Source organism: Plantactinospora sp. CA-290183 (assembly GCF_050936375.1).
GTDB lineage: Bacteria > Actinomycetota > Actinomycetes > Mycobacteriales > Micromonosporaceae > Plantactinospora.
This window is the reverse complement of sequence record NZ_JBNJMX010000038.1, coordinates 1-25,173: the sequence shown is the minus strand read 5'-3', so window position 1 is coordinate 25,173 and position 25,173 is coordinate 1. Positions and strand designations below refer to the sequence as shown.

General features: G+C 72.9%; 20 protein-coding genes and 3 tRNA genes. 10 read left to right on the top strand and 13 right to left on the bottom strand.

Translation table 11 applies throughout. The annotated features are described in order from the left end of the window. Positions 1-451, top strand: a 451-nt coding sequence (locus ACQEUR_RS24600; protein ID WP_433035556.1) for a signal peptidase II, incomplete at its 5' end; no start/stop codon positions are given. On the opposite strand, the gene ACQEUR_RS24595 is transcribed toward ACQEUR_RS24600, so the two are convergent. Together ACQEUR_RS24595 and ACQEUR_RS24590 are read right to left on the bottom strand one after the other, a co-directional pair. Then, positions 406-1,638 carry a cytochrome P450 gene (locus ACQEUR_RS24595; RefSeq protein WP_433035553.1) on the bottom strand — a complete coding sequence of 411 codons (1,233 nt, stop codon included), beginning with the start codon at positions 1,636-1,638 and terminating at the stop codon, positions 406-408. The two genes, ACQEUR_RS24600 and ACQEUR_RS24595, sit on opposite strands and share 46 nt — an antisense overlap. Positions 1,639-1,647: 9 nt before the next feature. Continuing rightward, positions 1,648-2,340, bottom strand: coding sequence for a class I SAM-dependent methyltransferase (locus ACQEUR_RS24590; protein WP_433035550.1), 693 nt, complete (start codon positions 2,338-2,340; stop codon positions 1,648-1,650). Between the two features lie 234 nt (positions 2,341-2,574). Between ACQEUR_RS24590 and ACQEUR_RS24585 the strand changes: the two genes are divergently transcribed. Beyond that, on the top strand, positions 2,575-3,492 hold the full coding sequence (locus ACQEUR_RS24585; protein ID WP_433035547.1) for a hypothetical protein: 918 nt from the start codon (positions 2,575-2,577) through the stop codon (positions 3,490-3,492). An 88-nt stretch (positions 3,493-3,580) separates the two neighbouring features. Here the strand turns inward: ACQEUR_RS24585 and ACQEUR_RS24580 are convergent, their stop codons facing one another. Next, a complete protein-coding gene (locus tag ACQEUR_RS24580) occupies positions 3,581-6,544 on the bottom strand; it encodes a M36 family metallopeptidase (RefSeq protein ID WP_433035544.1) in 2,964 nt (987 codons plus the stop codon). Positions 6,545-6,970: 426 nt separating this feature from the next. Between ACQEUR_RS24580 and ACQEUR_RS24575 the strand changes: the two genes are divergently transcribed. Continuing rightward, on the top strand, positions 6,971-8,272 hold the full coding sequence (locus tag ACQEUR_RS24575) for an ABC transporter substrate-binding protein (RefSeq protein WP_433035541.1): 1,302 nt from the start codon (positions 6,971-6,973) through the stop codon (positions 8,270-8,272). A gap of 132 nt (positions 8,273-8,404) precedes the next feature. Here the strand turns inward: ACQEUR_RS24575 and ACQEUR_RS24570 are convergent, their stop codons facing one another. From ACQEUR_RS24570 to ACQEUR_RS24545, 6 genes are all read right to left on the bottom strand, one after another. Beyond that, positions 8,405-10,531 carry an acyltransferase family protein gene (locus ACQEUR_RS24570; RefSeq protein WP_433035538.1) on the bottom strand — a complete coding sequence of 709 codons (2,127 nt, stop codon included), beginning with the start codon at positions 10,529-10,531 and terminating at the stop codon, positions 8,405-8,407. A gap of 192 nt (positions 10,532-10,723) precedes the next feature. Next, on the bottom strand, positions 10,724-12,226 hold the full coding sequence (locus ACQEUR_RS24565) for a rhamnulokinase (RefSeq protein ID WP_433035535.1): 1,503 nt from the start codon (positions 12,224-12,226) through the stop codon (positions 10,724-10,726). After that, the gene (locus tag ACQEUR_RS24560; protein ID WP_433035532.1) at positions 12,223-14,292 is read right to left on the bottom strand and encodes a bifunctional aldolase/short-chain dehydrogenase; all 2,070 of its coding nucleotides are present in this window, start codon (positions 14,290-14,292) and stop codon (positions 12,223-12,225) included. The genes ACQEUR_RS24565 and ACQEUR_RS24560 overlap by 4 nt, the downstream gene beginning before the upstream one ends. Then, the gene (gene rhaI, locus ACQEUR_RS24555) at positions 14,289-15,452 is read right to left on the bottom strand and encodes an L-rhamnose isomerase (protein ID WP_433035529.1); all 1,164 of its coding nucleotides are present in this window, start codon (positions 15,450-15,452) and stop codon (positions 14,289-14,291) included. Before rhaI ends, ACQEUR_RS24560 begins: the two co-directional genes overlap by 4 nt. A gap of 1 nt (position 15,453) precedes the next feature. Continuing rightward, a complete protein-coding gene (locus ACQEUR_RS24550; protein WP_433035526.1) occupies positions 15,454-15,807 on the bottom strand; it encodes an L-rhamnose mutarotase in 354 nt (117 codons plus the stop codon). A 110-nt stretch (positions 15,808-15,917) separates the two neighbouring features. Next, on the bottom strand, positions 15,918-16,952 hold the full coding sequence (locus ACQEUR_RS24545) for a LacI family DNA-binding transcriptional regulator (RefSeq protein ID WP_433035523.1): 1,035 nt from the start codon (positions 16,950-16,952) through the stop codon (positions 15,918-15,920). Positions 16,953-17,010: 58 nt separating this feature from the next. Here ACQEUR_RS24545 and ACQEUR_RS24540 point away from each other — a divergent pair, with 58 nt between their 5' ends. Continuing rightward, positions 17,011-17,229 (top strand): hypothetical protein, encoded by a 219-nt coding sequence (locus ACQEUR_RS24540; RefSeq protein ID WP_433035520.1) that lies wholly within the window; start codon positions 17,011-17,013, stop codon positions 17,227-17,229. Positions 17,230-17,253: 24 nt separating this feature from the next. Here ACQEUR_RS24540 and ACQEUR_RS24535 read toward each other — a convergent pair whose 3' ends face one another. The 3 genes from ACQEUR_RS24535 to ACQEUR_RS24525 all read right to left on the bottom strand — a co-directional run bounded on the left by ACQEUR_RS24535 (position 17,254) and on the right by ACQEUR_RS24525 (position 19,901). Then, the gene (locus ACQEUR_RS24535) at positions 17,254-18,126 is read right to left on the bottom strand and encodes a carbohydrate ABC transporter permease (protein ID WP_433035517.1); all 873 of its coding nucleotides are present in this window, start codon (positions 18,124-18,126) and stop codon (positions 17,254-17,256) included. Further along, positions 18,123-19,088 carry a carbohydrate ABC transporter permease gene (locus ACQEUR_RS24530; protein WP_433035514.1) on the bottom strand — a complete coding sequence of 322 codons (966 nt, stop codon included), beginning with the start codon at positions 19,086-19,088 and terminating at the stop codon, positions 18,123-18,125. Before ACQEUR_RS24530 ends, ACQEUR_RS24535 begins: the two co-directional genes overlap by 4 nt. A 210-nt stretch (positions 19,089-19,298) precedes the next feature. Then, on the bottom strand, positions 19,299-19,901 hold the full coding sequence (locus ACQEUR_RS24525; protein ID WP_433035511.1) for a TetR/AcrR family transcriptional regulator: 603 nt from the start codon (positions 19,899-19,901) through the stop codon (positions 19,299-19,301). Between the two features lie 162 nt (positions 19,902-20,063). On the opposite strand from ACQEUR_RS24525, the gene ACQEUR_RS24520 reads away from it, so the two are divergent. From ACQEUR_RS24520 to ACQEUR_RS24495, 6 genes are all read left to right on the top strand, one after another. Further along, positions 20,064-22,289: a TRAP transporter permease gene (locus ACQEUR_RS24520; protein WP_433035508.1), complete on the top strand. Its 2,226-nt coding sequence runs from the start codon at positions 20,064-20,066 to the stop codon at positions 22,287-22,289. After that, positions 22,286-23,305, top strand: a complete 1,020-nt coding sequence (locus tag ACQEUR_RS24515; protein WP_433035505.1) for a TAXI family TRAP transporter solute-binding subunit — start codon at positions 22,286-22,288, stop codon at positions 23,303-23,305. The genes ACQEUR_RS24520 and ACQEUR_RS24515 overlap by 4 nt, the downstream gene beginning before the upstream one ends. 215 nt (positions 23,306-23,520) lie before the next feature. Beyond that, positions 23,521-23,593, top strand: a tRNA-Gly gene (locus ACQEUR_RS24510). A 32-nt stretch (positions 23,594-23,625) separates the two neighbouring features. Further along, positions 23,626-23,696: transfer RNA gene (locus tag ACQEUR_RS24505), tRNA-Cys, on the top strand. 12 nt (positions 23,697-23,708) lie between these two features. Further along, positions 23,709-23,783: transfer RNA gene (locus tag ACQEUR_RS24500), tRNA-Val, on the top strand. A 7-nt stretch (positions 23,784-23,790) separates the two neighbouring features. Next, positions 23,791-24,405 carry a hypothetical protein gene (locus tag ACQEUR_RS24495; RefSeq protein ID WP_433035502.1) on the top strand — a complete coding sequence of 205 codons (615 nt, stop codon included), beginning with the start codon at positions 23,791-23,793 and terminating at the stop codon, positions 24,403-24,405. A 91-nt stretch (positions 24,406-24,496) separates the two neighbouring features. Here ACQEUR_RS24495 and ACQEUR_RS24490 read toward each other — a convergent pair. Further along, positions 24,497-25,173, bottom strand: a 677-nt coding sequence (locus ACQEUR_RS24490) for a hypothetical protein (RefSeq protein ID WP_433035499.1), incomplete at its 5' end; no start/stop codon positions are given.

The window sequence follows — 25,173 nt, the reverse complement described above, 5'->3', positions numbered from 1 at the left end:
GCTGCTGGTCGTCGTGGTCGACCAGGCCACCAAGTTCTGGGCGACCTCCGCGCTGTCCGGCGGCCGGTCGATCCCGCTCCTCGGTGACCTGCTGGGGTTGCGGCTGATCTACAACCCGGGTGCCGCCTTCTCCATCGGTACCGGGGTGACCTGGATCTTCGCCATCATCGCGGCCGTCGCCGTGGTCGCGATCACCTGGGTCGCCCGGCGGGTGGGGTCCCGGGCCTGGGCCGTCGCCCTGGGCCTGGTGCTGGGCGGCGCCACCACCCACCTGCTCGACCGGCTCTTCCGGGAGCCCGGCTTCGCCCGCGGCCACGTCGTGGACTTCATCGACTACGCGGGATTCTTCATCGGCAACGTCGCGGACATCAGCCTCGTCGTCGGCGGCGTACTGACCGTCGGGCTCTACCTGCGGGGCATCGGGATCGACGGTCGCCGCTCCGACCGGTAGGGCGATCCGAGCGGCGACCGGCCGGTGCGCCGGGCGACGACGAACGCGTCGGGCATCCGGAACGACAGGTTGTCCGGGCACCAGGGCGCCCGGAGCACCTCCACCTCGGCCAGCAGGCCGGCCGTCTCGGCCACCACCACCGCGGCCTCCAGCCGGGAGAGCTGGGCACCGACGCACCGGTGCGCGCCGGCCCCGAAGGCCAGGTGCCGGCGGGAGCCGGGCTGACCCGGCCGGAACAGCTCCGGCTCGGCGACCACCGCCGGATCGCGCCCGGCGCGGGCCAGCCAGAGCACGATGCTGCTCCCCTCCGGTACGGACCGGCCGGCCAGCTCGGTGTCCCGGGCGGCCACCCGGCGCCAGGTGACGATCGGCGGCTCCAGCCGAAGGCCCTCCTCCACCACGTCCTCCACCGGCACCGTGCCGTCACGCAGCCCGGTCAGCACCTCGGGTTCGCCCGTGAGCCGGTGCAGCAGCAGGGTGAGGAACTGCGAGGTGGTCTCCTGGCCGGCCACCAGCAGGAAGAAGAGCGCCCCGACGACCACCTCCGGCGGATGCCCGGCGGCCCGCAGCCGGCCGACCAGCCCCGTCCCGTCGGCGGCGAACTCCCGCAGCACGGCGTGGAACCGGCCGACGACGTCGGCCAGGGCACGCTGCCGGCCGGCGTCGACCGGGGCCCAGAACAACTCCAGGGCCGCCCGGGTGAACTCCTTGACCGTGCCGGCCGGTGCGTCCGGCAGGTCGACCAGCCGGGCCAGGACCAGCAGCGGCAGGTCGGCGGCGAACTCGGCGTACAGGTCGACGGGTTGGCCCCGCCGCACCACGGCGGTGAGCCGGCCGACCCGCTCCCGCACGACGGCGGTCAGCCACGGCCGCAGCTCCGCGACCCGGTGCGGGTGCAGCGCCTCGGCCACGATCGCCCGGATCTGGGGGTGACTGGCTCCGCCGTTGTTGGCGAGCGTGGCCGGCAACCGGAACCCGTGGCGGGCCAGCACCCGCAGCGCGGCCACCGGGATCGGGGTCACCGCGTCCAGGGCGTTGTCCGGCCGGAACGTCTCCGGGTCGGCGAGCACCTGCCGGACCAGGGCGTGCCGGGTCACCACCAGGTGGTCGACCCCGAGGTGGTCGGGCACGGTGGCGACGTCCGGCCCGGATTCCCCGACCGGCCCCTGCCAACTGCGGAACAGCACCCGACCACGCTAGCCAGCGGGCCCGGCGCCCCCGCCGGCACCCGCCCCCGGGGTGGCCGAGATCAACTCCCAGACCGCGCTGTGCTTCACCCGGACGCTCTCCAGGGCGGGCGGGACCGGGATGTTGTACCCGGCCAGCCGCCGGAACCGCTCCCGGGGCAGGTACGCCCGCTCCGGGTCGCCGACCAGCACCCGGGCGCCGGCCCGGGTGGCGCGCAGCAGGAACCGCAGCATCCGGTTGGCCATCGCCTGGCTGTAGAAGACGTCGCCGGCCAGCACCACCTGGGCGTCCCCGGCGTCACCGTCCAGCACGTCGCCGAGGGTGCCGTCCACCGTCACGCCGTTGGCCTCGGCGTTCACCGCGACGGCGGCCAGCGCCATCGGGTCGACGTCCACCGCCCGTACCGCGGTGGCGCCGGCGCGGGCCGCGGCGACCGCCACCAGGCCGGATCCACTGGCCAGGTCCAGTACCCGGCGCCCGGCCACGGTCTCCGGATGGTCCAGCACGTAGCGGGCCAGGGCCTGCCCGCCGGCCCAGGCGAAGGCCCAGAACGGTGGCGGCTGCTCGCTGCGGAACTCGCCCTCGGTCAGCTCCCAGAGGCCGATCGGCTCGTCCGCCTGGTACAGCCGGACCTCCGGTACGGCGGCGACCGGCGCCAGCCGGGCGTAGGCGCGCACGAACGTCGCCGGGTTGTCGGACACAACCGCCGATTGTGCCCGGCCACCCGCCGGCACCCGCGGCCGGTCCCGCGCTGCCGCCGGACCGTGCCCCGCTCCGGCGTGTCGTGGTCGATTCGTGACCGGTTCACCACTGCGCGTCAAAATGACCACCTTCATTGGAGAAGGGTGCTGATACACCACTCTTCCGCCCGTCCGGCTGTCGGCCCTAGCGTCGGTGGGGCATGCGATGGCGGCGACGGGTGGGTGGTGACGGTGGTGCGGTTCGCGACACGGTTCGGTGCCGTGCTGGTCTGCGCGGCCGGCGGGTTCGTGTTGCCGGTCCCGGCGATGGCCGCCGGGACCGAGACCGTGCTGACCGAGGTGCCGGCGGAGTTCGTGGCGGGCGGTGGCCTGGAGACCGTCACGGCGGTCGTCTCGACCAGTGACGGCGGCGGGTGCCGCAAGGTGCGCTGGTCGCTGCTGCTGCGCGCGGACGGGCTCCGGCTGGACCAGATCGCCGTCGAACGGATCGAGGAGGACGGCCGGATACCGCTGGAGATCACCGCCGAGGACGGCGGGGCCCGGCTCACCGACCGGGAGCTGGATCCGGGGACGCTGTGCCGGGACCGGACCGTCACCGCCCGGTACCGGTTGTCGGTGGACGGCGACGTGACGGACGGCCGGATCAGCCTCGCCGTCGAGGCGTACGACACGCAGTCGCGGCTGCTCGACCGCGGTGGCGTCACCCGGGAGGTGGTGTCCGAGCGGCGTGGCCGGACTCCCGCGGACCGCCGGGCCGACCGCCGCCCGCCGACCACGCGGGTACCCACCCCGGCACCGGAGGATTCGGCGTCCGCCGCGACCGGGCAGGCGGAGGCGTCCCCGGGGCAGGAGCCGGAGGACGGGGGAGCCCTCGACGAGGACGTCGCGGGTGGCGCCGGTGCCGGTGGGGCCGACGCCGCGGCGGGCCAGGGCGGCACCGGGCTGCTCCAGCTCGGCTTCGTGGTCGGTGGCGCCCTGCTCTTCCTCGGTGCGGGACTGCTGCTGCGGCTGCGCGCCCGGGGGCGGGTCGACCCGGAGGCCGTGTTCGCCTCCGGCGGCGTCCCGCCGGCCGGCCGGAGCGCCCCGGCCAGACGTCGACGGGCCAGCTCGCCCCGGCGCGGTCACCAGGCCCGGCGCTCCGGCGCCTGGTGATCCGGCCGCCCGAGGCGGGGACCCCGACGGCCGACGCCCGGCCCGAGCGGGTGCTCGGACCGGGCGTCGGGATGGACCGGCGCGACGGCTACCTGCCGTACGCCTGGAACTCCGCGATCCGGACCTGGGTACGGGCCGGGCTGGCGGTGGCGCAGTCGGTGGTGGTCGCCGGGTCGGCGTCCTGCTCACCGGCGTAGTTCGGGCCGCCGGTGCACTGGCTGTCGCGCACCTCCAGCCGCAGGTGCGTGGCGAGGGTCCGGGGGATCTCGAAGGACCGCAGGTTCAGGTCCCGCGAGTACGGCCGGTACGCCCCGCCCGGGAACGCGTCCGACCGGCTGGTGTAGACCCGGCGGAAGTTCGCCGGGTCCGCGCAGTCAGCCCGGGTCGCGTCGCAGGCCAGTACGGCGAACGAGCGCAGCGCCGACAGCGCGTTCTGCGAGGTGCCGGGGTCCGGGTCGGTGGTGATCCCGGGCCGGAGCATGGCGCTGACGTTCACCCGCCGTACGGTCTGCGGCCGGTCCCCGGCGAGGTCGACGGTGACCTGCTTGCCGGTCACCCCGTCCAGGGCGGCCCAGTTGGTCGCCTCGGTGTCGTCGACCAGCCGGTCGAGGTTGACGCCGTCTCCGGCGACCGCCGCACCGGAGGTGGCCGAGGCGAGGTTGCGGCTCAGTTCCAGCTCCAGCGTCACCGGCCTGTCGCCGCCCCGGCCCTTGCCGGCCGTGAACTCCCGGCTGAACCGGGTGTGCCCGAAGCCGGGCGCGACGGCCAGGAACGAGAACTTCCGGTCCGGCACCACCTCGAAGGTGTCCGGCAGCGGGGTGGCCGGGTCGGTGTCGGCCACCGGTACCGCCCGGGCCTCGTACTCGCCGACGTAGAGCCGGACCGGCGCGGCCTGGCTCTCGCCCTCCGGACGCAGTGTGACGGTGACGTTGCGGGCGTGCGGGGAGGCGAAGCTCGGGGTCGGGTCGGTGTCGGCGGCGCCGTTGGTGGCGGCGTCCCGGCCGAGTCCCGACTCGGCGAAGGCGTTCCAGATGATCTCCTGGTTGGCGCCGCCGAAGCGGAGCCGGTCGGCCGCGAGCAGGTTGTCCCGCATGTCGACCATGCTGACCGAACTGACCGCCTGGAGCAGGAACGAGTCGAAGACCAGCTGCGACCAGCGCCGGTTGCCCGGGCACTGCTCGACCGGGATCTTCCCGGTGGCGCAGTCGAGCTGCCGGGACGGCGTGCCGATGCCGTACCGCTTGACCAGGGCGGAGCGGACCCGGAAGTTGGTCGCGCCCCAGATCTCCCCGTCGGCGTGTACGGCCGGACCGGCGACGTTGTAGCCCACGTCGGAGTAGTTCAGCGGGCTCCGGCTGAGGTCGTAGTTCCGGATGCCGCTGACGGTGTTGCCGGTGACGTAGGCGCCGACGATGAACGGCGTCTCGCCGGCGGGCCGCAGCCCGTGCTGGAAGAGGTACTCGGTGCCGAGCAGGTCGCTCCAGGACTCGCCCATCGCGCCGCCCTGGTGGCCGCTGATGCCGCTGTCCGGGCCGGCGATCATGCGGTTGCTGATCGCGTGGGTGTACTCGTGCCCGATCACCGTCATGTCGTAGTCACCGTCCACGCAGGGCGGGTACGGGCCACCGGCGGCGGGCTGCCACAGGTACATGTTGGTGCTCGGCGGCAGGCCCTCGCGCGGGGTGGACTGGTTGGCGTTGTTGCGGTTGCCGGTGAGCGCCCCCTGCTGGGCGCGGCCCTGCTCGGCGTCGCCGCCGAGGCCGTTCCCGCTCAGGTTGACCGCCTGCATGTTCCACGCCGACTCGGTGAAGCCCAGGCGGTAGGCCCAGTCGTGCATCCGGTTGTGCATCGCGAAGAGGTTGGCGGTCGCCGCGTCGGCGTCGTTGCGGTGCGCCGCGGTGAAGACCTCCGGGTTGCACTTCGAGGTGCGCCACGGGTCGGTGAACGGGTAGACGTAGTCCCGGGTGGGGCTCTCGGTGGCGGGTACCGCCGGGGTGTTGTTCCCCCACGAGACGACGGTGTTGGCCGCGTTGCCCCGCGTGGTGTGGGTGGGCTGGCCGGTGGCCAGGTCCACGTCCCACGGCTGCCCGCTCACCGGGTCGCGGACCACCCGCTCGCAGCCGCGTTCCCAGGTCGCGCACCAGAGCACCCGGGGGTCCCGTCCGGGCTTGACGGAGCTGGGCGGGTTGGCCGGGAAGACCGCCCAGCTCGGGTCGTCGGAGTCGAAGTCGACCAGGTCCTCGCGGACCAGCACCTCGCTGCGGACCCCGTCGACGAAGGTGGTGAACGCGGTCGGGTGGTCGGCGTCGGCGGAGATCAGGGTGACCTCCCAGGCGGCCCGGGGGCCACGGTCGGGGGTGGGCACCGCGACCTGCCGTACGTCGTGCCGGGTCACTTGGCCGGCGGTCAGCCCGGCGTCGGCGAGCGCGACCTGGTAGGCCTGCTCGGCGGAGATGGTGACCGGCTCGGGGGCGCGGGTGTCCCGGGACAGCGACGAGCTGACGTTGACCACCTCGCCGCCGGTGACGGCGATGCTGACCAGGCCGTCGTACCCGGCGGGGAGGTCACCGAAGCGCTGCCGCAGGGTCACCACCGTGCCGGCGCCGATCGGCGTGACCAGCAGCCGCTCCAGTTGGGCCACGGCGGGAGCGTCCAGCCCGAACAGCTCCCGGTTGCGGACCAGGTACTCCCGGGCGGCGGTCTCGGGATCGGCGGGGAGCCCGCTGGCCAGCGGGCCGTCGGTGGCGGTGAGCGCGTGCGGGGTGCCCAGGGCGTTCCACCGGATCGCGCCGTCCACCTGGCCGGCCAGGCCGCGCTGCCGGGCGTTCGGGGCGGCGGTGCCGACCCGGTTGTCCCGGTCCCGGGAGGCGTGGCTGCCGCCGAAGGACTCCGGGTGGTCGTCGTGCCGGGCCGGTGCGGCGGGTGCGCCGCTGGGTGCCGCACTGGCGGTGGTGGCGCCGGGAAGCAGCGCGGCGGCCACCACGGCCGCCGTGAGCGCGGGGACGAACCGCCGTCTGCTCCGATGTGCTGATCTCCACCAGGGTTGTGGCAAGGGGTCCTCCTTGGACAGGGGGTACGACGGGGTCGACCGGTCGGGCCGGCCCGGAAAGAGCGGGGGTGTCTGGGAAAGGGGGGTTATGGATCATGGGCGCGTGCAGATACGTGGATATCAGTCGCCGCTGATCATGGCAAGAAGGCGGCCCGAACCGACCGGCGCGGGGACCCCGCCGGTCCCCCGTCGGCGTCGCGTTTCTGTAACGATTCAAGAGCCGTTCCCGGGCCGGCCACCCCATTCGCGCTCGGGGCGACGGCAGTGCCGAAGTCGTCCCTTGACAAGTGGTCGGCCTCACACCTAGCGTCCGGTCTTGTTGGATCGTTTCATTGTGGCCCCGCCCCCGCTGCGGGCTTGCCCGACCCAGTCGTGTCGGGCAAGCGTTTTCCCGCCGTATCCCAGGCGCCACCGGGAAGGAGAACGTCCATGGTGCACAACCGGCGTCTACGCCGAGCGGCGCGGGTCGCCACCCTCGCCGCGGCGACGCTGCTCGTCCTGCCACTGGCCGCCTGCGGTGGCGGCGGCGACGGTGGCTCGGACGGTCAGGTCACCCTCCAGTTCAACTGGTGGGGCAACGAGGACCGGGCCAAGGTGACCGAGGCCGCCATCGACCTGTTCGAGCAGAAGCACCCGAACATCAAGGTGAACACCTCGTTCGGCGCGTTCGACGCGTACTTCCAGAAGCTCTCCACCGAGATCGCCGGCGGGAACGCGCCGGACGTGGTCCAGATGGACCGCGCCTACCTGCGCGAGTACGCGGAGCGCAACGCCCTGCGCGACCTGACCGAGTTCGTCGAGGACGGCACGCTGAAGCTGGGCGACCTGACCCAGACGCTGCTGCCGGCCGGCAAGGTCGGCGACGCGACGTACGCGATCCCGATCGCCCAGAACACCCAGGGCGTCGTCTACGACCCCGCACTGTGGTCCAAGGCCGGCGTGACCCCGCCCAAGCCCGACTGGACCTGGGAGGACATGCTCGCCGCCGGGCAGAAGCTGCACCAGGACAGCGGCGGCAAGGTGGCCGGCTTCGGCGACTTCGGCTTCGCGATCGACTGGTTCGACATCTGGCTGCGCCAGCGGGACAAGGCGATCTACACCGACGACGGCAAGCTCGGCTTCACCGAGGCGGACCTCACCGAGTTCTGGACGCTGACCGGACGGCTGCGGGCCGCCGGCGCCCTCGCCCCGGCGGCGCTGACCACCCAGCTCGACGGCTCGATCCAGAACTCCTCCCTGATCAAGAAGGGCGTCACCGGTGAGGTCAACTACGACTCCAGCTTCACCGGCCTGACCAGCGCGTACGGCGCACCGCTGGCGATCGCGCCGATGCCGAGCGACACCCCGAAGCGCGGGATGATCGCCGCCATGTCGATGGCGTACAGCGTGGCGCAGCGCAGCGAGCACCCCGAGCAGGCCGCGATGCTGATCGACTTCCTGGTCAACGACGTGGACGCGGGCAAGGTGCAGGGCGTGGCCCGGGGCATGCCGGCCAACGCCAAGGTGCGGGACGCGATCGCGCCGAGCCTGTCGGAGAACGACAGGAAGGTGTACGAGTTCGAGACCGCCGTCACCAGCCTGCTACTGCCGACCCCGCCGCCCCAGCCGAAGGGGGGCGGCGCGGTGAAGGCCGAGTTCCAGCGCATCTACGACGAGGTCATCTTCAACCGCATCCCACCGGCCGAGGGAGCCAAGCGGGTGATCACCGAGGCCGCCAGCCAGCTCGGCTGACCGGCGTACGGCACGGGCGCGGGCCGGGAGACGTGTTCTCCCGGCCCGCGCCCGTGTGCCGTCCTGGGGGCACGGGCGGCCCGCCGACGCCGCCCGACCGGTCGAGCCGGACCCCGGTGGCGGCCGCCTCGCTCAACCCGCGCGCAGCACCCGGTTGAGCGCGCTGCGCAGCCGGGGCGCCAGCGTGCGCGCGTACGTGGCGGTGAGGTGCCGGTTGTCCCGGTAGACGAGCACCCCGCCGATGACCGCCGCGCACCGCTGCGCCGGGCAGATCGCGCTGTTCAGGTCGACGAGCCGCACGTCCCCGCTGTCCGCGACCGCGCGGCGCTGGGCGGCCCCGGCACCCCAGGCCAGCGCGTCGTCGCGGGGCGTGGCGCACCGGGTCAGCCGCTTCGGGTTCGCCGCCACGCACCTCGCCCCGCCGAAGTCCACCACCGGCCCGTCCCGCAGCAGCACGACGGGCAACTGGGGACCGGCCAGCCCGGACCAGGTCCGGCGCATCCCGGCGACCAGTGCCTCGTCCGCCTCGGCCCCGCTGAGCGCCCGGCCCCCGACGATCGGCTGGTACCGGAAGTTGCTGATCAGCAGCAGCCGGGGACGTTCCGCCCCGACGAGTTCGGCGCGCACGTTGCGGTACCACTGGGCGCAGGCCGTGGCCGGCCGCCGGTCGGTCCCGGCGACCGGCAGGTCGAGGAACGGACAGCCCGGCTTCAGGTACGTGATCAGGCGCCACCGCCGGTCCGCGGCGATGGCCTGCAACGCCGGTACCCAGCTCGCGGCCTGGGTGTCGCCGGCCAGCACCACGGTGACCTCGGACTCCCGGTCGCCGTACAGGCAGGCCTTCGGGGTGCCGCTCGACGCGGCCGGGAAGCAGTTGTGCCGGTAGACGTCCGAGAGGTCCTCGTCGGCCTCGGCCGGCCTCGGCACGACCGACGCCACCTGCGCCACCGGGATGCCGGCCCGGGCCTGGCGCGGGGACGGGCCGAGCGCGGCGGCCCCGGGCGCGGCCGGTGGCGCGGGAGTCGACACCCCTGGTGAGGGCCGGGCCGCGACCGGGAGCGGGGACGGCGGGGTGGGCGGCCAGACGCTGAGCTGGAGCAGCATCCCGCCGATCAGGGCCACCGCCGGGACCACCGCGGCGACCCGGAGGATCTGGCCCGCCGACCAGGTGCGCGGCGCACCGGCGCGCAGCGGCCGTTCCACGTACCGGTGGGTCAGCACGGCGAGCGTGGCGGCACCGCCGAGCACGGCGGCCCCGGCCACCGGGCGCAGCTCGCCGAACCGGGCCTGCGCGGCCACCAGCAACGGCCAGTGCCAGAGGTAGAGCGGATAGGCCACCGCCCCGGCCGCCCGGACCGGCCGGGCTCCCAGCAGCACGGCGGGGCCACGGCGACCCGTGCCGGCGGCGAGGACCGCGGCGGTGCCCAGCGCGGGGAGCAGCGCGAGGTAACCGGGAAAGTGCGGACCCGGCCGCAGCGCGAGCATCGCGACCAGTACGGCGGCGAGACCGGCCCAGCCGACCGCGCCGGTGACCCGCCCGGGCAGCCGTCCGGGGCGCGCGACCAGCAGGGCGATCCCGCCGCCGAGGGCCAGCTCCCAGAGCCGGGTGGTGCTCACCAGGTACGCCCGCTCCGGCTCGGCGGTGGTGAGCCGGACCGACCAGGCGAACGAGGCGGCGCCGAGGAGGCCGAGCGCGAACAGCAGCGGGCGCCGGGGACCGCGCCCCCACCGCCGGACGGCCCAGCCCGCGACGCCGACGAAGAGCAGCGGCCAGAGCAGGGTGAGCTGCCCGTGCACCCCGAGCGCCCAGTAGTGCGCCAGGAGGCCGCTCGCCCCCTCCGCGACGACCGGCACCTCGCCCTGCTCGGCGAGGCGCCAGTTGAGCCCGTACAGGCCGCCGGCGACCACGTCCCAGCCGGTCTGCGTCCACCGGTCGCGCGGCAGGACCAGCAGGGCCAGTCCGAACGCGGCGGCGAGCACCAGGGTGGCCGCCGGCAGCAGCCGCCGGGCACAGCGGGCGTAGAAGGTCGGCAGGGAGATCTGCCCGGTACGGGTCCACTCGGGCAGCAGCGCGGCGTTGAGCAGGAAGCCGGCGACCACGAAGAGGACGTCCATCCCGACGAAACCGCCGGGGACGATGCCCGAACCGGCGCTGGCCAGCAGCACCGCGACGACGGCCAGGGCGACCAGCCCGGAGCTGCCGTCGGACGGCACCCGTGGGTGGTCGGTCCCGGTCCGTCGCTCTGCCTGCGCCACCATCCGCTGACCTCCCCGGTCCGAACCGTCCAGTCAGCCCCTTCCTAACAGATAAAAGCCCTGATTGAGCCATTTTTGACATTCATGAGGATTACTACCATCACCTCGGACCGTGGCGGCCCGGGCGGGGCGCCGCGCCACCGCACGAGACGCGACGCCCCTTCCGATCCCGTGGGCACCCCTCCCACGGGAGGTCTAACCGTCGGCCAGTCCGGCCCGCTCCGCCGCCGCCCGCCAGTCGGCCCCGGTGCCGGCCGCCGGCCGGTAGGTCCGGGTCGACCCGGTACGCCGCAGCAGCGCGCGTAGCTCCGCCAGCCCGCCGTCCAGTACGCCGAGGGCGCGGGCCTGCACCAGCGCGTTGCCCAGCGCGGTCGCCTCCACCGGGCCGGCCACCACCGGCAGTCCGCAGGCGTCGGCGGTGAGCTGGCAGAGCAGCTCGTTGCGGGCCCCGCCGCCGACGACGTGCACCACCTCCACGTCCCGCCCGGAGAGTCGGCGCGCCTGCGCCACGGCGGCCCGGTGGGCCAGGGCCAGACTGTCCAGGATGCACCGGGTCATCGCGGCCGGGCTCTCCGGCACCGGCTCACCCCGCCGGGCGCACGCCTGGGCGAGGCGGCCCGGCATGTCACCCGGCGGCAGGAACGCGGGATCGTCCGGGTCGACCACGGCGGCCAGCGCCGGCTGCCGGGCGGCGGCGGCCAGCAGCTCCGGCAGCTCGGTCGCCAGCCCCCGCGACCGCCAGACCCGCAGCGACTCCTGCAGCAGCCAGAGCCCCATCACGTTGCGCAGGTAGCGGACGGTGCCGTCCACCCCGGCCTCGTTGGTGAAGTTGGCCGCCCGGCTCTGCGCGGACAGCACCGGCTTCGGCAGCTCCACCCCGACCAGTGACCAGGTGCCGCAGGAGATGTAGGCGAAGTTCTCGCCCCGCGCCGGTACGGCGGCCACCGCCGACGCGGTGTCGTGCGAGCCGACCGCGGTCACCGGCAGCGCCGTCGTCGCGCCGACCGCCTCGCGTACCTCGGGGCGCAGCTCGCCGGCGGGGTCGCCCGGCTGGCGCAGCGGTCCGAACAGCCGGGCCGGCAGCCCGGCCCGGTCGATCAGCTCCGTCGACCAGCGTCGGGTCCGTACGTCCAGCAGCTGGCTGGTGGAGGCGTTGGTGACCTCGCAGCCGGCCTCCCCGGTCAGCCAGTAGGAGAGCAGGTCGGGGATGAGCAGCATGGTCCGGGCCCGCTCCAGCGCGGGCGTGCCGGTCGCGGCGACGAGCTGGAAGAGCGTGTTGAACGGCAGCAGTTGCAGTCCGGTGGTGTCGTACAGGTAGTCGGCGCCCAGCGCCTCGACCACCCGCTCCGGCACCCCCTCGGTACGCCGGTCCCGGTAGTGCACCGGGTTGCCGACGAGTGCGCCGGTGTCGTCCAGCAGCCCGTAGTCCACCGCCCAGGAGTCGATGCCGACGCTGGCCAGATCGGGGCGGCGGGTCAGCGCGGCGGCCAGCCCGGTCAGCGTCTCGGCGTGCAGCCGCAGCACGTCCCAGTGCAGGGTGTCGTGCAGCCGTACCGGGCCGTTGGCGAAGCGGTGCACCTCGGTCAGCGCGACGCCCGTCGGGTCGATCTCGGCGAGCATCACCCGCCCGCTGGCCGCGCCGAGGTCGACGGCGGCCACCGCCGTCGACCCGTGCACCGATCCGCCCGGTGCGCTCATCGCAGGAACGCCGCGGCCACGCCGGAGTCGACCGGTACGTGCAGGCCGGTGGTGTGCGACAGCTCGCCGCCGGTCAGCGCGAAGACCGCGTTGGCCACGTGCTCCGGCAGCACCTCCCGCTTGAGCAGCGTCCGCCCGGCGTAGTACGCGCCCAGTTCGGACTCGGGCACCCCGTAGACGGCGGCCCGCTGCGCACCCCAGCCGCTGGCGAAGATTCCGGAGCCCCGGACCACCCCGTCCGGGTTGATCCCGTTGACCCGGATGCCGTGCTCGCCCAGTTCGGCGGCGAGCAGCCGTACCTGGTGGGCCTGGTCGGCCTTGGCGGCGCTGTAGGCGATGTTGTTCGGGCCGGCGAAGACCGAGTTCTTGCTGGAGATGTAGACGAGGTCCCCGCCCAGGCCCTGCTCGACCATCAGCCGGGCGGCGGCCCGGGAGACCAGGAAGGACCCCTTGGCCATCACGTCGTGTTGCAGGTCCCAGTCCGCCTCGGTGGTCTCCAGCAGCGACTTCGAGATCGACAGCCCGGCGTTGTTGACCACCAGGTCGACCCCGCCGAAGGCGAGCGCGGCGGCGGCGAAGGCCGCCTCGATCCCGGCCGCGTCGGTGACGTCGACCGGTACCGCGACCGCCCGGTCGGCGGTGCCGAGTTCGCCGGCCACCGTGGCGCCGGCCCCGGCGTCGCGGTCGGCCACCACCACGGCGGCGCCCTCGGCGGACAGCCGGCGGGCGATCGCCGCGCCGATCCCGGAGCCACCGCCGGTGACCAGCGCGACCCGGCCGGCCAGCGGCTTGGGCTTCGGCATCCGCCGGAGCTTGGCCTCTTCCAACTGCCAGTACTCGATCCGGAACTTCTCCGCCTCGTCGATCGGCGCGTAGCGCGACACCGCCTCGGCGCCGCGCATCACGTTGATCGCGTTGAGGTAGTACTCGGCGGCGACCCGGGCGGTCTGGGCGTCCCGGCCGAAGCTGAACATGCCGACCCCCGGCACCAGCACGATCGCCGGGTCGGCGCCGCGCATCGCCGGCGAGTCCGGCTCGGCGTGCCGCTCGTAGTAGGCCCGGTAGTCCTTGCGGTACGCGTCGTGCAGCTCGCGCAGCCGGGCCACCGCCTCGGTCAGCGGCGCGTCGGCGGGCAGGTCCAGCACCAGCGGCCGGACCTTGGTCCGCAGGAAGTGGTCCGGGCAGGAGGTGCCGAGCGCGGCCAGCCGCGGGTGCTCGGCGCGGGCCAGGAAGTCCAGCACCGCCCCGTCGTCGGTGAAGTGCCCGATCTGGAGGGACCCGGACTGCCGGCTGTCCGTGCTGGCCAGCCCGCGCAGCACCGGGGCCAGGGCGGCTGCCCGCGCGTGCCGCTGCGCGACGGGCAGCGGTTCGTACCCGGGCAGCACCGCGCCGAACGGTTCGGGCCGGCCGTGCTCGGCGAGGAACCGGGTCGCGGTCTCGATGATCTCCAGGGAACGGGCCTCGCACTCGGCGCTGGTCGCGCCCCAGGCGGTGATGCCGTGGCCGCCGAGGATCACGCCGATGGCCTGCGGGTTGTCCCGGGCGATGGCGGCGATGTCCAGGCCGAGCTGGAAACCGGGCCGGCGCCACGGCACCCAGACCACCCGGTCGCCGAAGCAGCGGCGGGTCAGCTCGGGCCCGTCGGCGGCGGTCGCCAGCGCGATGCCGGCGTCGGGGTGCAGGTGGTCCACGTGCGCGGCGTCGACCAGGGCGTGCATCGCGGTGTCGATCGACGGTGCCGCGCCGCCCCGGCCGTGCAGGCAGAAGTCGAACGCGCCGACCATCTCGTCCTCGCGCTCGACGCCCGGGTAGACGTCGACCAGGGCGCGCAGCCGGTCCAGCCGCAGCACGGCCAGCCCCGCCTCGGTCAGGGTGCCGATGTCGCCGCCGGAGCCCTTGACCCACATCAGCTCGGCCGGGCCGCCGGTGACCGGGTCGGCCGCGGTCGCCTTGGCCGAGACGTTGCCACCGCCGTAGTTGGTGGTGCGCTTGTCGGCGCCGAGCCGGTGCGCGCGGTCGAGCAGCGCGGCCACCTCGGGATGCGTCGGATCGGTGCTCACGGTCATGCCCCCCAGCCGGCCTGCTGGCCGCCGACCCGCTCGGCGGCGATCCGCTCGGCGTAACCCGAGCGGGCGTACGCGGCCATCGGGTCCGGATCGAGACCCATCTCCGCGCGTACCTCGCGCAGCAGCGGCCGTACGTCGGTGTTGTACGCGTCCATCAGCACCCCGTTGGCGCCGAGCACGTCCCCGGCGGTCTGCGCCGCGGCCAGCGCCTCGGCGTCGACCAGCAGCGCCTTCGCGGTCGCCTCCTGCACGTTCATCACGGACCGGATCTGGGCCGGGATCTTCGGCTCGATGTTGTGGCACTGGTCGAGCATGAAGTTGATCCCGGACTCCTCGCGCAGGGCGTCGGCCCGGACGATCTCGTGCATGATCCGGAAGAGCTGGAACGGGTCGGCCGAGCCGACCATCAGGTCGTCGTCGGCGTAGAAGCGGGAGTTGAAGTCGAAGGCGCCGAGCCGCCCCTCGCGGAGCAGGAACGCCACGATGAACTCGATGTTGGTGCCGGGGGCGTGGTGGCCGGTGTCGATCACCACCTGGGCCTTCTCGCCCAGCTTCAGGCAGTGCGCGTACGCGGTGCCCCAGTCCGGCACGTCGGTGGAGTAGAAGGCGGGCTCGAAGAGCTTGTACTCCAGCAGGATCCGCTGGTCGGGGCCGAGCCGGGCGTACGTGGCGGCCAGTGCCTCGGCGAGCCGGTCCTGCCGGGTGCGGATGTCGTCCTGCCCGGGGTAGTTGGTGCCGTCGGAGAACCAGAGCTTCAGGTCGCGCGAGCCGGTGGCGTCCATGATGTCGACGCAGTCGAGCAGGTGGTCCAGGGCCTTGCGGCGGATCCGCGGGTCGGGGTTGGTGACGCTGCCCAGCCGGTAGTCGTCGTCCTGGAAGACGTTGGCGTTGATGGCGCCGATCCGGACCCCCCGCTCGGCGGCGTACGCGGCGAGCTTGGCGAAGTCGTCCACCCGGTCCCACGGAATGTGCAGCGAGACGATCGGGGCGACGCCGGTGAAGGCGTGCACCTGGGCGGCGTCGGCGATCTTCTCCTCCGGCGTACGGGGGACCCCGGGCTGGCTGAACACCTTGAACCGGGTGCCGGAGTTCCCGTACGCCCAGGAGGGCACCTCGATCCGTTGGGCCCGCAGTGCGGCCCGGACGGCGGTCTCGGTCATGTCAGGCCTCCGTGGTGTCGAGCGCGGCGAGTTGCGCGTCCAGGTTGAAGATTTCGTCGAGGACGACGAATCCCTCGTCGGGACGCCGCCCGTCCAACCCGACGAAGAAGGGGGCCATCTCGGCCTGCCACCGGGCGTTGACCCCGGTGCGCTCCATCGCGGCGAGCGACGCGGCCAGGTCCTGGGTGCGGAAGTGTCCGACCAGCAGGCCGTCGTCGTGCAGGAAGAGGGAGTAGTCGTGCCAGCCGGCGTCGCGGAGCGCGGCGAGCATCTCCGGCCAGACCGCCGCGTGCCGTTCCCGGTACTCGGCGAGCCGGTCCGGCCGGACGCGCAGGATGAAGCAAACCCGCCGCATCGGTGGCCTCCCCAGAATGAACCGTTTCAACAAGACTGTCCTCAAAATACGAGCGACGTCACGGGCCTGTCAAGAAACCGGTTCCGCACCGGCCGGTTACGACGGCCGGTTCAGCCGGGGGTGCGGGCGTACCGGCTGGATTCCCGGACCACCAGCTCCGGCTCGAAGATCACCTGCTGGTGCCGGTGCCCCTCCGGGTCGTTCGCCTCGTCCAGCATCAGCTGGGCGGCGGTCTGCCCGAGCCGCTGCCGGGGCTGCCGCACCGAGGAGAGCGGTACGGCGGCCGCGGCGGCGAACTCGATGTCGTCGTAGCCGACCAGGGCGATGTCCTCCGGCACCCGGACCTGCTGGCGGGTGAGCTCCTGGAGGACGCCGAGGGCGAGCAGGTCGTTGGCGCAGAAGACCGCGGTGGCCCGGGCGGGTCGGGGCAGGCCGAGGATGCGCGAGGCGGCGTCCCGGCCGGCGGCCACGGTCGGGCTCGGCGTGTCGAAGCGGCGCAGGTGCTCCTCGGCCAGGCCCGCCTCGCGCAGCGCGTGCAGCGCGCCGTGGTAGCGGTCCCGGACCTGTTCCAGCCCCCACGGCCCGCCGACGAAGGCGATCCGCCGGTGCCCCGCCTCCACCAGGTGTCGCATCGCCAGCTCGCCGCCGAGGCGGTCGTCGACCGCCACCGAGCAGACGTCGGGCCGGGTCGAGCGGCGGTCCAGCAGGACCACCAGGACACCCCGCTCGCGCAGCCGGACCAGCCGCTCGTTCGCGTCGTCCACCGGGGTGATCAGCACTCCCTGGACGCGCTGCTCCTCCAGCAGGTCCAGGTATCTGCTCTCCTTGGCCCGGTCACCGTCGCTGTTGCAGAAGATGACCGCCATCCCGGCCGCGCCGGTGGCGTCCTCGACGCCCCGGGCCACGTCGGTGAAGAACGGGTTGGCCACGTCCAGCACCACCAGACCGAGGGTGCGGCCACGGCCCCGGCGCAGCTGCCGGGCCGCGTCGTTCGGCACGAATCCCAGGTCGCTGATGGCGGCGAGTACCCGGCTGCGGGTCGAGGCGGCCACGATGTCGGGCCGGTTGAGCACGTTGGACACCGTGCCCACCGACACCCCGGCCTGGGTGGCCACGTCGCGGATGCTCACCGCTGGTCCCGGCACTGCCGTCTCCTTCCGCAGCCCGGGTCCGCGCCGGGCTGAAACGTGTCAAGGTTATCCGGTGGCTGAGCAGGGCGGTCCCACCCGCCACCGCCATGGTCACCGATGCGCCGACAGTACGCCCCGGCGTCACGCCGGCACCGTCAGCGCGCCGCCGGAATGCCGCCGGGACGCCCCGACGGTCGGCTGCGCCCGGCGGTACCGGATCCCCGTCGCGGACGGCGCGCTGGACCGCGACCAGGTCGTCGGGCTGCTGCCGGACGACCTGGCCGGGTCCTGACGCGTCACCCGGCCCCGGGGACGCTCAGCCCTTGAGCCCGGAGGTGGCCAGCCCCTCCACCAGGTAGCGCTGGAAGGCCAGGAAGAAGAGCATCACCGGCACCAGGCTCAGCACCGACATCGCGAACATCGGGCCGAACGCGGACTCGCTGGTCTGGTCGATGAAGAGCCGCAGCGCCAGCGGCAGCGTGTAGGACTCGGGATCGTTGAGGTAGACGAGCTGGCTGAAGAAGTCGTTCCAGGTCCAGATGAAGGTGAAGATCGCGGTGGTGACCAGGGCCGGCTTCAGCAGCGGCAGGATCACGTACCGGAACGTCAGCACCGGCCCGCAGCCGTCGATCTCCGCCGCGTCGTCCAGCTCCCGGGGCAGCCCGCGGATGAACTGGACCATCAGGAAGATGAAGAACGCGTCGGTGGCGAGCAGCTTCGGCAGGATCAGCGGGACGAAGGTGCCGACCAGGTCCAGCTTCTGGAAGATCGTGTACTGCGGGATCAGCACCACGTGGTACGGCAGCATGATGGTCAGCAGGGTGAACGCGAAGAGCGGCCCGCGCAGCCGGAACCGGAGCCGGGCGAAGGCGTAGGCGGCCAGCGCGCAGGAGACCAGGTTGCCGATCACCGAGCCGACCGCGACGATCAGCGAGTTGGAGAAGAAGCGCCAGACGCCGATCCCGGCGATCCCGTCCAGCGCCGCGGCGTAGTTCTCCGGGGCCAGCCGGCTGGGCCAGATGCTGAGGCTGGAGAGGATCTCGTCGGTGGGCTTCACCGAGGTGGCGAAGAGCCAGATCACCGGGTAGAGCAGCAGCGCCAGGACGACGATGATCAGCGCGTGCCAGCCGATCCCGCGCAGCCGGTCACCCGTGCGGCCGGCTGCCCGGCCACTCTGGAGGGTGGTCACCTGTCCTCCCCGGAGTAGAAGACCCAGCGGCGGGACGTGCCGAAGAACAGGGCCGTGATGATGGCGATGGTGAGCAGCAGGATCCACGCCATCGCCGAGGCGTACCCCATGCGGAACTGGGCGAAGCCGCGCTCGTAGAGGTAGAGCGTGTAGAACAGCGTCGAGTTGCTGGGCCCGCCCCGGCCGCCGCTGACGATGAACGCCGGGGTGAACGCCTGGAACGCGTGGATGGTCTCCAGCACCAGGTTGAACAGGATGATCGGGGAGAGCATTGGCAGGGTCACCGAGCGGAAGGTCCGCCAGCGCCCGGAGCCGTCCACCGCGGCGGCGTCGTAGAGCTCGGTGGGAATCTGCTTCAGGCCGGCCAGGAAGATGACCATCGGGGCGCCGAACTGCCAGACCGCCAGGATGATCAGCACGTAGAGCGCGTAGTCCGGCTCGTTGATCCAGCCGCCGGTGTCCCAGCCGAACGACCCGGTGACCGAGTCGACCACGCCGGTGTCGGTGAACATCGCCCGCCAGACCAGCGCGATCGCCACCCCGGTGCCGAGCAGCGAGGGCGCGTAGAACGCCGACCGGTAGAAGCCCTGTCCGCGCCGGTTGCGGTTGAGCAGCATCGCCACCGCCAGGGCGGCGGCCAGCTTCAGCGGTACGGAGATCAGCACGTACGCCGCGGTCACCTTGGCCGAGGCCAGGAACCGGGCGTCGTCGGTGAAGAGCCGGCGGTAGTTGTCCAGGCCCACCCACTCCGGACTGGTGAACAGGTCGTAGTCGGTGAAGGAGAGGTAGAGCGAGGCGACCATGGGGCCGACGGTGAGCAGCAGCGCGCCGAGCACCCAGGGGGAGAGGAAGAGGTACGCGATGCCCGGCCGGTTGCGCCGGTAGCGGTTCCGGTCGCGGCTCCTGTCGTCGCCCGGTGCGGTGGGCCGGGGCGGCGGCCGGTGCAGGGTTCCAGTCGTCATGCTCGAAATCATCCGATCGGGTCGTGGCGCCCACACCCGGCGGGCACGCACCTCGGCGCGGAGTGCGTATGAAACCATTCAATAAATCGCGAACGTACCGGCGGGGCTGCGTCCTGTCAACGGATCCGGTGGCGCCGAGCTGCCCGAGACTCGGGGCACGCGGGCATGAATCGTTTCACGCACCAGCCCCGGTCCAGCCGCCCCCCCCGGTCAGTCCAACTGCTCCGGTCGCAGCCCGAGCTCCCGGGCGACGGCCAGCCGGATCCACTCGGTGAGCTGCCGGCGCGGAACCACCCGGTCGTGCACCGCCGTCTGCACGGCCAGGCCGTCGATCAGCGCGTTGATCCGCCACGCCGCGCCGCCCGGGTCGTCGCAGACGAAGGCGCCCTCGGCGACCCCGGCGGCGATGACCCCACGCAGCCCCTCCCGCCAGCGCAGGTCGAGCCGGCGGGAGACCTTCTCCAGCTCCGGCGTGCGCAGCGACTCCGACCAGCCGTCTATCCACATCGCCCAGGGCCGGGAACGGCCGGCCGGGGCGTAGCGGCGGAGCAGCTTCTTGAGGCGTACCAGCGGCGGGGCGGAGCAGCGGAGCACCGCGTCGAGCCGGGCCAGATCCTGCTCGGCGGCGTACGCGAAGGCCTGGGCGACCAGGCGTTCCTTCGTGGCGAAGTGGTAGAACACGAGTGCCTGACTGACCCCGGCCGCCTGCGCCACGTCGGCCGTACGGGTGTTGGCCAGGCCCCGCTGGGCGATCACGTCACAGGTGGTGCGCAGCAGCGCATCCAGACGTACCTCGGCCCCACGTCTCGTCACGCGGCTACGGTAACCCATCCCGGCGGGCACACTAAGTTACCAGCGAGTCAAAAATGTTACCGAGCGTCGATCGGGAACGTCGATGGAGCCGCGCCGCCCGCCGGTCCGAGAAGCGACATAGAGAGATCGGCAAGCCTCGGTACCGCGTAGTAGTGTCCGCTCATGTCAGACGCGGAGTCGCCCGACCGGTCCGGTGAGCGGCCGGTGGCACTGGCCACCCCGGACGTCGCCACCGCCGCGGTCGGCTACGACGACGAGGAGCGGCCCGCCCGGCGACTGACCGGCCGGGTCGGCGCCGGGGTGGCGGTCACCGCCTTCGCCGTGGCGCTGCTGGTGCTCTGGCAGGTGTTCCGTCCCCTCTCCCAGGGCAGCCAGTTCTACCTGATCATCTTCCTGTCCGGCGTACTCCCGCTGGTCTTCCTCGGCTACCGGTCGGGCCTGCGGCTGCCGGCCCGGCTCGCGCGGCGCGTACCGGATGCCGGTGCCGGCGCGGCCGGCCGGCGGGAGCGGCCGACGGTGGCCGACTGGCTGCTGGCCGGGCTCGCCCTGGTGGTCTGCCTCTACCCGGTGCTGCCGCTCGGGATCGGCGGCGCGGGCGGCGGCTACGACGCCTTCCTCGACCGGCAGGGGCTGCTCGCGCCGGCGGACGTGCTGATGGGCGCGCTGCTGCTGGTGCTGCTGATCGAGGCGTGCCGGCGGACCACGGGCTGGGTCCTGCCGGTGGTCTGCCTGCTCTTCCTCGCCTACGGCTACTACGGCGGGCTGTTGCCGCAGACCTGGGCGGTCGCCCACGCGGGTCTCGACTTCGGACAGATCGTCGACGCGCTCTACAACTCCGGCAGCGGGTTCTACGGCACCCCGCTGGACGTCGCGGCGACCTACATCGTGCTGTTCACCATCTACGGCGCGGTGCTGGACCTCTCCGGCGCCGGGCGGTTCTTCGTCGACCTGTCGGTGGCGGCGTTCCGCCGCTCCCGCAGCGCCGCCGGCCGCACCGCCGTCGCCTCCGGTTTCCTGCTCGGCACCGTCTCCGGCTCCGGCACCGCCACGGCGGTCAGCGTCGGGGCGGTGACCTGGCCGATCCTGCGCCGGGCCGGCTATCCGGCCGAGCACGCCGGCGGCATGCTGGCCGCGGCCGGGGTGGGCGCGATCCTCTCCCCGCCCACCCTCGGCGCGGCGGCCTTCATCGTGGCCGAGTACCTGGAGGTCTCCTACCTGACCGTGCTGGGCTGGGCGGTGATCCCCACCCTGCTCTACTACCTCGGCATCCTGCTCGCCGTCGAGATCGACGCCCGGCGGTTCAAGGTGCGCCCGGTGGAGGTGGCCGCCGGCTCGGCCTGGCGGCTGCTGGCCCGCTTCGGGTACCACTTCTCCTCGCTGATCGTCATCGTGGTGCTGCTCGCCGTCGGGGTGAGCGCGATCCGGGCCGTGGTCTACGCGACCGGGCTGGCGGTGCTGCTCTCCTTCCTCGACCGGCGGCACCGGCTGAACCCCCGGCGGCTCTTCGACGCGCTCTCCGCCGGGGTGCGCGGGGTGCTCCCGGTCGCCGCCGTCTGCGGCGCGGCCGGCATCATCACCGCCACCACCACCAAGACCGGGCTGGGCGCCCAGTTCGCCTCGCTGCTGGTCCGGGCCGCCCAGGCGGTCAGCGACAACCCCACCGTCGTACTGGCGCTGACCGTGCTCCTCGCGGCCGTCGCCCTGGCGATGCTCGGTCTCGCCGTACCGGTCACCGCGTCCTTCATCATCGGCTGGGTGATCATCGGCCCGGCGCTGCTGGCGCTGGGCGTACCGGCGCCGGCGGCCGCGATGTTCGTCTTCTACTACTCGGTGCTCTCCGAGGTCACCCCGCCGACCGCGCTGGCCGCGGTGGGTGCCGCCGCGATCACCGGCGGCCGGACCGTCCCCACCATGTGGCAGGCGCTGAAGTACGCCCTGCCGGCGTTCCTCGCGCCCATCGCCTTCGTGCTGACCGGGCCGGGGGAGTACCTGCTCGGCCGGGGCACGGTGCTCCAGGTGCTCTGGGCGGGACTGGCCGGCTGCGTCGGCGTGGCCGCCCTCGCGGTGGCGAGCGGCGGCTGGTTCCTCGGCGTCGGTGCCGCCACCCGGGTCGAGCGCACCGCCGCCGCGTTCGCCGGTCTGCTGCTGCTCTACCTGCACCCGGTCTCCATCGCGGCCGGCGTCGCGCTGCTGGTGCTGGCCGTGGTGTCCGCGCTGGTCCGGCACCGCCGTACCCCCGCCGGGGCGGGACCGGACGCGACGGAGACGGTGGCGGCGGTGCCGGACGCCGTCACAGCCGCCGGTCCCGGACCGGGCGCTCCGGCGGACAGGCGCAGTGGCCCGGTCGAGTCAGAGGTCGATTCGCGCGTCGGAGAGGAAACCAGATGAATCGTGCAACCAGGGCCCTGGCGGCGGTGGCCGCCGCCGGGATCGGCCTGTCCGGGCTGGTCGGGTGCGGCGGCCGGCAGGACGCGGCGAGCACCGACGCCGGTGGTGAGATCACCTGCGAGGTCGGCACGGAGACCCGGATCGGCATCGCCACCGGCAACGCCATCGGGGTGTACTTCGCGCTCGGCAACGCCTACGCCGAGCAGGTCTCCAACGCCCCCGACAGCAAGGTCAAGGTGACCGCCGCCGAGACCGGGGCGTCGGTGCAGAACATCCAGCAGCTCGTCGCCGGAACGTACGCGGTGGCGTTCTCGCTCGCCGACACGGCGGCGGACGCGGTCCAGGGCACCGGCAGCTTCGAGGGGCAGAAGCAACCGGTACAGGCGCTGGCCCGGATCCACACCAACTACACCCAGGTGATCGTGCGCAACGGCGCGGGGATCGCGAGCGTCGCCGACATGCGGGGCAAGCGGATCTCCACCGGGTCGCCGAAGTCGGGCACCGAGGTGATCGCGAACCGGCTGCTCCAGGCGGCCGGGCTCGACCCGGCGAAGGACATCCAGGCTCAGCGTCTGGACCTGACCAAGACCGTCGACGGGATGAAGGACGGCTCGATCGACGCGCTCTTCTGGTCCGGCGGCCTGCCCACCCCCGGCATCACCGACCTGCTCACCACGGCCAGGGGACAGGTCAGCTTCCTGGACATCACGCCGCTGCTGGCCGAGCTGAAGAAGATCAACCCGGTGTACGAGGAGGGTTCTGTCCCCGCCGCCACGTACGGCACCCCGGCGGACGTCAGGACGATCGTCGTACCGAACGTGCTACTGGTGAAGGACGACCTGGACGCCAACCTGGTCTGCGTACTGACCAGGGCGCTCTTCGAACACAAGCCGCGGCTGGAGCAGGCGAACGCGGCGGCCAAGGAGATCAGCCTGGAGACCGCGCGGAAGACCGAGCCGGTGACCCTGCACCGGGGCGCCGCCCAGGCACTGGACGAGCTGAACGCCCCGAAGTAGGAGGCAACGGCCCGCCACTTTCTCCATCAATCCAGGTTCCTAGGATGATTTGGCGAGGGTGGCGGGCTGCGCCTGCCGGCTTCGGGCTCTGCCGTCCGGATCGGCCCTGACCAGGGCGAAGGTTCCGGGTGACCCGCCGGTCGACCCCCGAGTTGGCATCCGTTCGCGGGCTCGGCTAAAGTTCTCATCCGTCACCCGGGAACGCCGGAAGACAAGCGGACGTAGCGCAGTTGGTAGCGCATCACCTTGCCAAGGTGAGGGTCGCGGGTTCGAGTCCCGTCGTCCGCTCGGAGATGCCGCCACATGTCGGGGGCTACCTCGGTGGAGTGGCCGAGAGGCGAGGCAACGGCCTGCAAAGCCGTGTACACGGGTTCAAATCCCGTCTCCACCTCGCAACAGACGAGGGCGATTGGCGCAGTGGGAGCGCGCTTCCTTGACACGGAAGAGGTCACTGGTTCAAACCCAGTATCGCCCACCAGTTATATATGCAGGTCAAGCGGCTCGTTACCGGATCTTCGGTAACGAGCTGGTTTGTATTTGCTCCTTACGTCGATCCCGGCATGCTGAAGGGGTCGGGAGATTCTGGCGTGCCGGTGGGCGATCAGGTCACGGTGCCAACGCAACACAGTCTCCGGGCGAACCAGCAGCCGCAGGTTTCGCAACACGTCGCGGGGCAGCCGGTGGAGAAGAGCAGCCAGCCACGCTCGATCGGCCCGCGTGAACCGGGCCTTCTCGCCGTGCAGCTGCCGCTGCAGGACGGTGAGCTGGTGGCGCAGCGCGAGGATCTCGGCGTCCTTGTCCCGGTCGCTCATCGGCAGCAGCCGCAGGAGCGCGAGAGTTACGCCGAGGTAGGCCAGTCGAAACAGCACAACAGGCATACTCGCGCGGCGTTCAGCGTCGACCACCCGCCGCGCCCGGGCCGGGCGGGCTCAAGGCTGCAGGTGAGCTCTGATCTCAGTGGTCAAGAAGGTCGTGACCAGGACGGACGAGGTTTTCGGCACCCGCACGGTCACCAGATGGCAAGAGCGGGCAGCGGCACCCGGCGGTTGACCAGGCACTCCGGACAGACCGGGGCAGCCGGAAACGATTTTCTGAACTGACGGTGCGGGTTGATTCCCGTCGCCCGCTCCAGTCCTTCCGACCCAGGTCAGCGGCATGATCGCCAAGCCGGGGTCGTTTCGTTCTCAGTCCCTATCGAGCGGCACGGCGCCAGGTGTCGAGCAGCCGGGCGGCGGAGCCGCCGATGGGGCCGACCGTGTCAGCGAGGATGGATTGGTCGGGCAGTCGGGCCTGTCCGACGGCTGCCACTGCCTGGTCGGCGGTGGCAATGGTGGAGGAGCAGACGGATAGCAGGTAGTCGGGCACCGCCAGGGCCGGATCGAGGCAGCCGATGACCGGTGTGCCGACAGCGACGACGAGCGGGAAAACTGTGCCCGGGATCCCGATGGCTGCCTCCGCGCGGGCGGACGCCTGCACGGACGGTACGTCGCTGATTTCGTAGCGGTCCCAGAGCGCGGGGTTCTCGCGTGGGTGTAGGCCGACGATGATCCGCTTGCCGGCTGCCTGCAGTCGGGCGGCGGCGTCCAGCAACAGTTGGGTGCCCGGCGCTGCGCCGCCGGTCTGGTCCGGATAGGTGACGCTGGTCAGCACGAGCACGGTGTCCGGCTGCGGGTTGCGCGCGGGCAGGTCGTCGGTCTGTGCCGAGCCGACGATCCGGATCGGACGGCGTGTGCCCAGATAGCTCGCGAACGCGCGCATCTCGGCTGGCGAGGACGAGGTGATGCTGTGCAGCCGTCGGCGTAGCTCGCCGGCACGTGGTGCCTCGGTCGGATTCAGGTAGGCGAGGCGAGGCCAGGCTGCCGAAGTCA

What these genes read in the sequence shown, in the direction of transcription:
- ACQEUR_RS24565 (WP_433035535.1), bottom strand. Translation starts at nt 12,226, where the DNA reads ATGAGCGCACCGGGCGGATCGGTGCACGGGTCGACGGCGGTGGCCGCC.
- ACQEUR_RS24495 (WP_433035502.1), top strand. Translation starts at nt 23,791, where the DNA reads ATGCAGGTCAAGCGGCTCGTTACCGGATCTTCGGTAACGAGCTGGTTT.
- ACQEUR_RS24575 (WP_433035541.1), top strand. Translation starts at nt 6,971, where the DNA reads ATGGTGCACAACCGGCGTCTACGCCGAGCGGCGCGGGTCGCCACCCTC.
- ACQEUR_RS24515 (WP_433035505.1), top strand. Translation starts at nt 22,286, where the DNA reads ATGAATCGTGCAACCAGGGCCCTGGCGGCGGTGGCCGCCGCCGGGATC.
- ACQEUR_RS24550 (WP_433035526.1), bottom strand. Translation starts at nt 15,807, where the DNA reads ATGCGGCGGGTTTGCTTCATCCTGCGCGTCCGGCCGGACCGGCTCGCC.
- rhaI (WP_433035529.1), bottom strand. Translation starts at nt 15,452, where the DNA reads ATGACCGAGACCGCCGTCCGGGCCGCACTGCGGGCCCAACGGATCGAG.
- ACQEUR_RS24560 (WP_433035532.1), bottom strand. Translation starts at nt 14,292, where the DNA reads ATGACCGTGAGCACCGATCCGACGCATCCCGAGGTGGCCGCGCTGCTC.
- ACQEUR_RS24530 (WP_433035514.1), bottom strand. Translation starts at nt 19,088, where the DNA reads ATGACGACTGGAACCCTGCACCGGCCGCCGCCCCGGCCCACCGCACCG.
- ACQEUR_RS24570 (WP_433035538.1), bottom strand. Translation starts at nt 10,531, where the DNA reads ATGGTGGCGCAGGCAGAGCGACGGACCGGGACCGACCACCCACGGGTG.
- ACQEUR_RS24520 (WP_433035508.1), top strand. Translation starts at nt 20,064, where the DNA reads ATGTCAGACGCGGAGTCGCCCGACCGGTCCGGTGAGCGGCCGGTGGCA.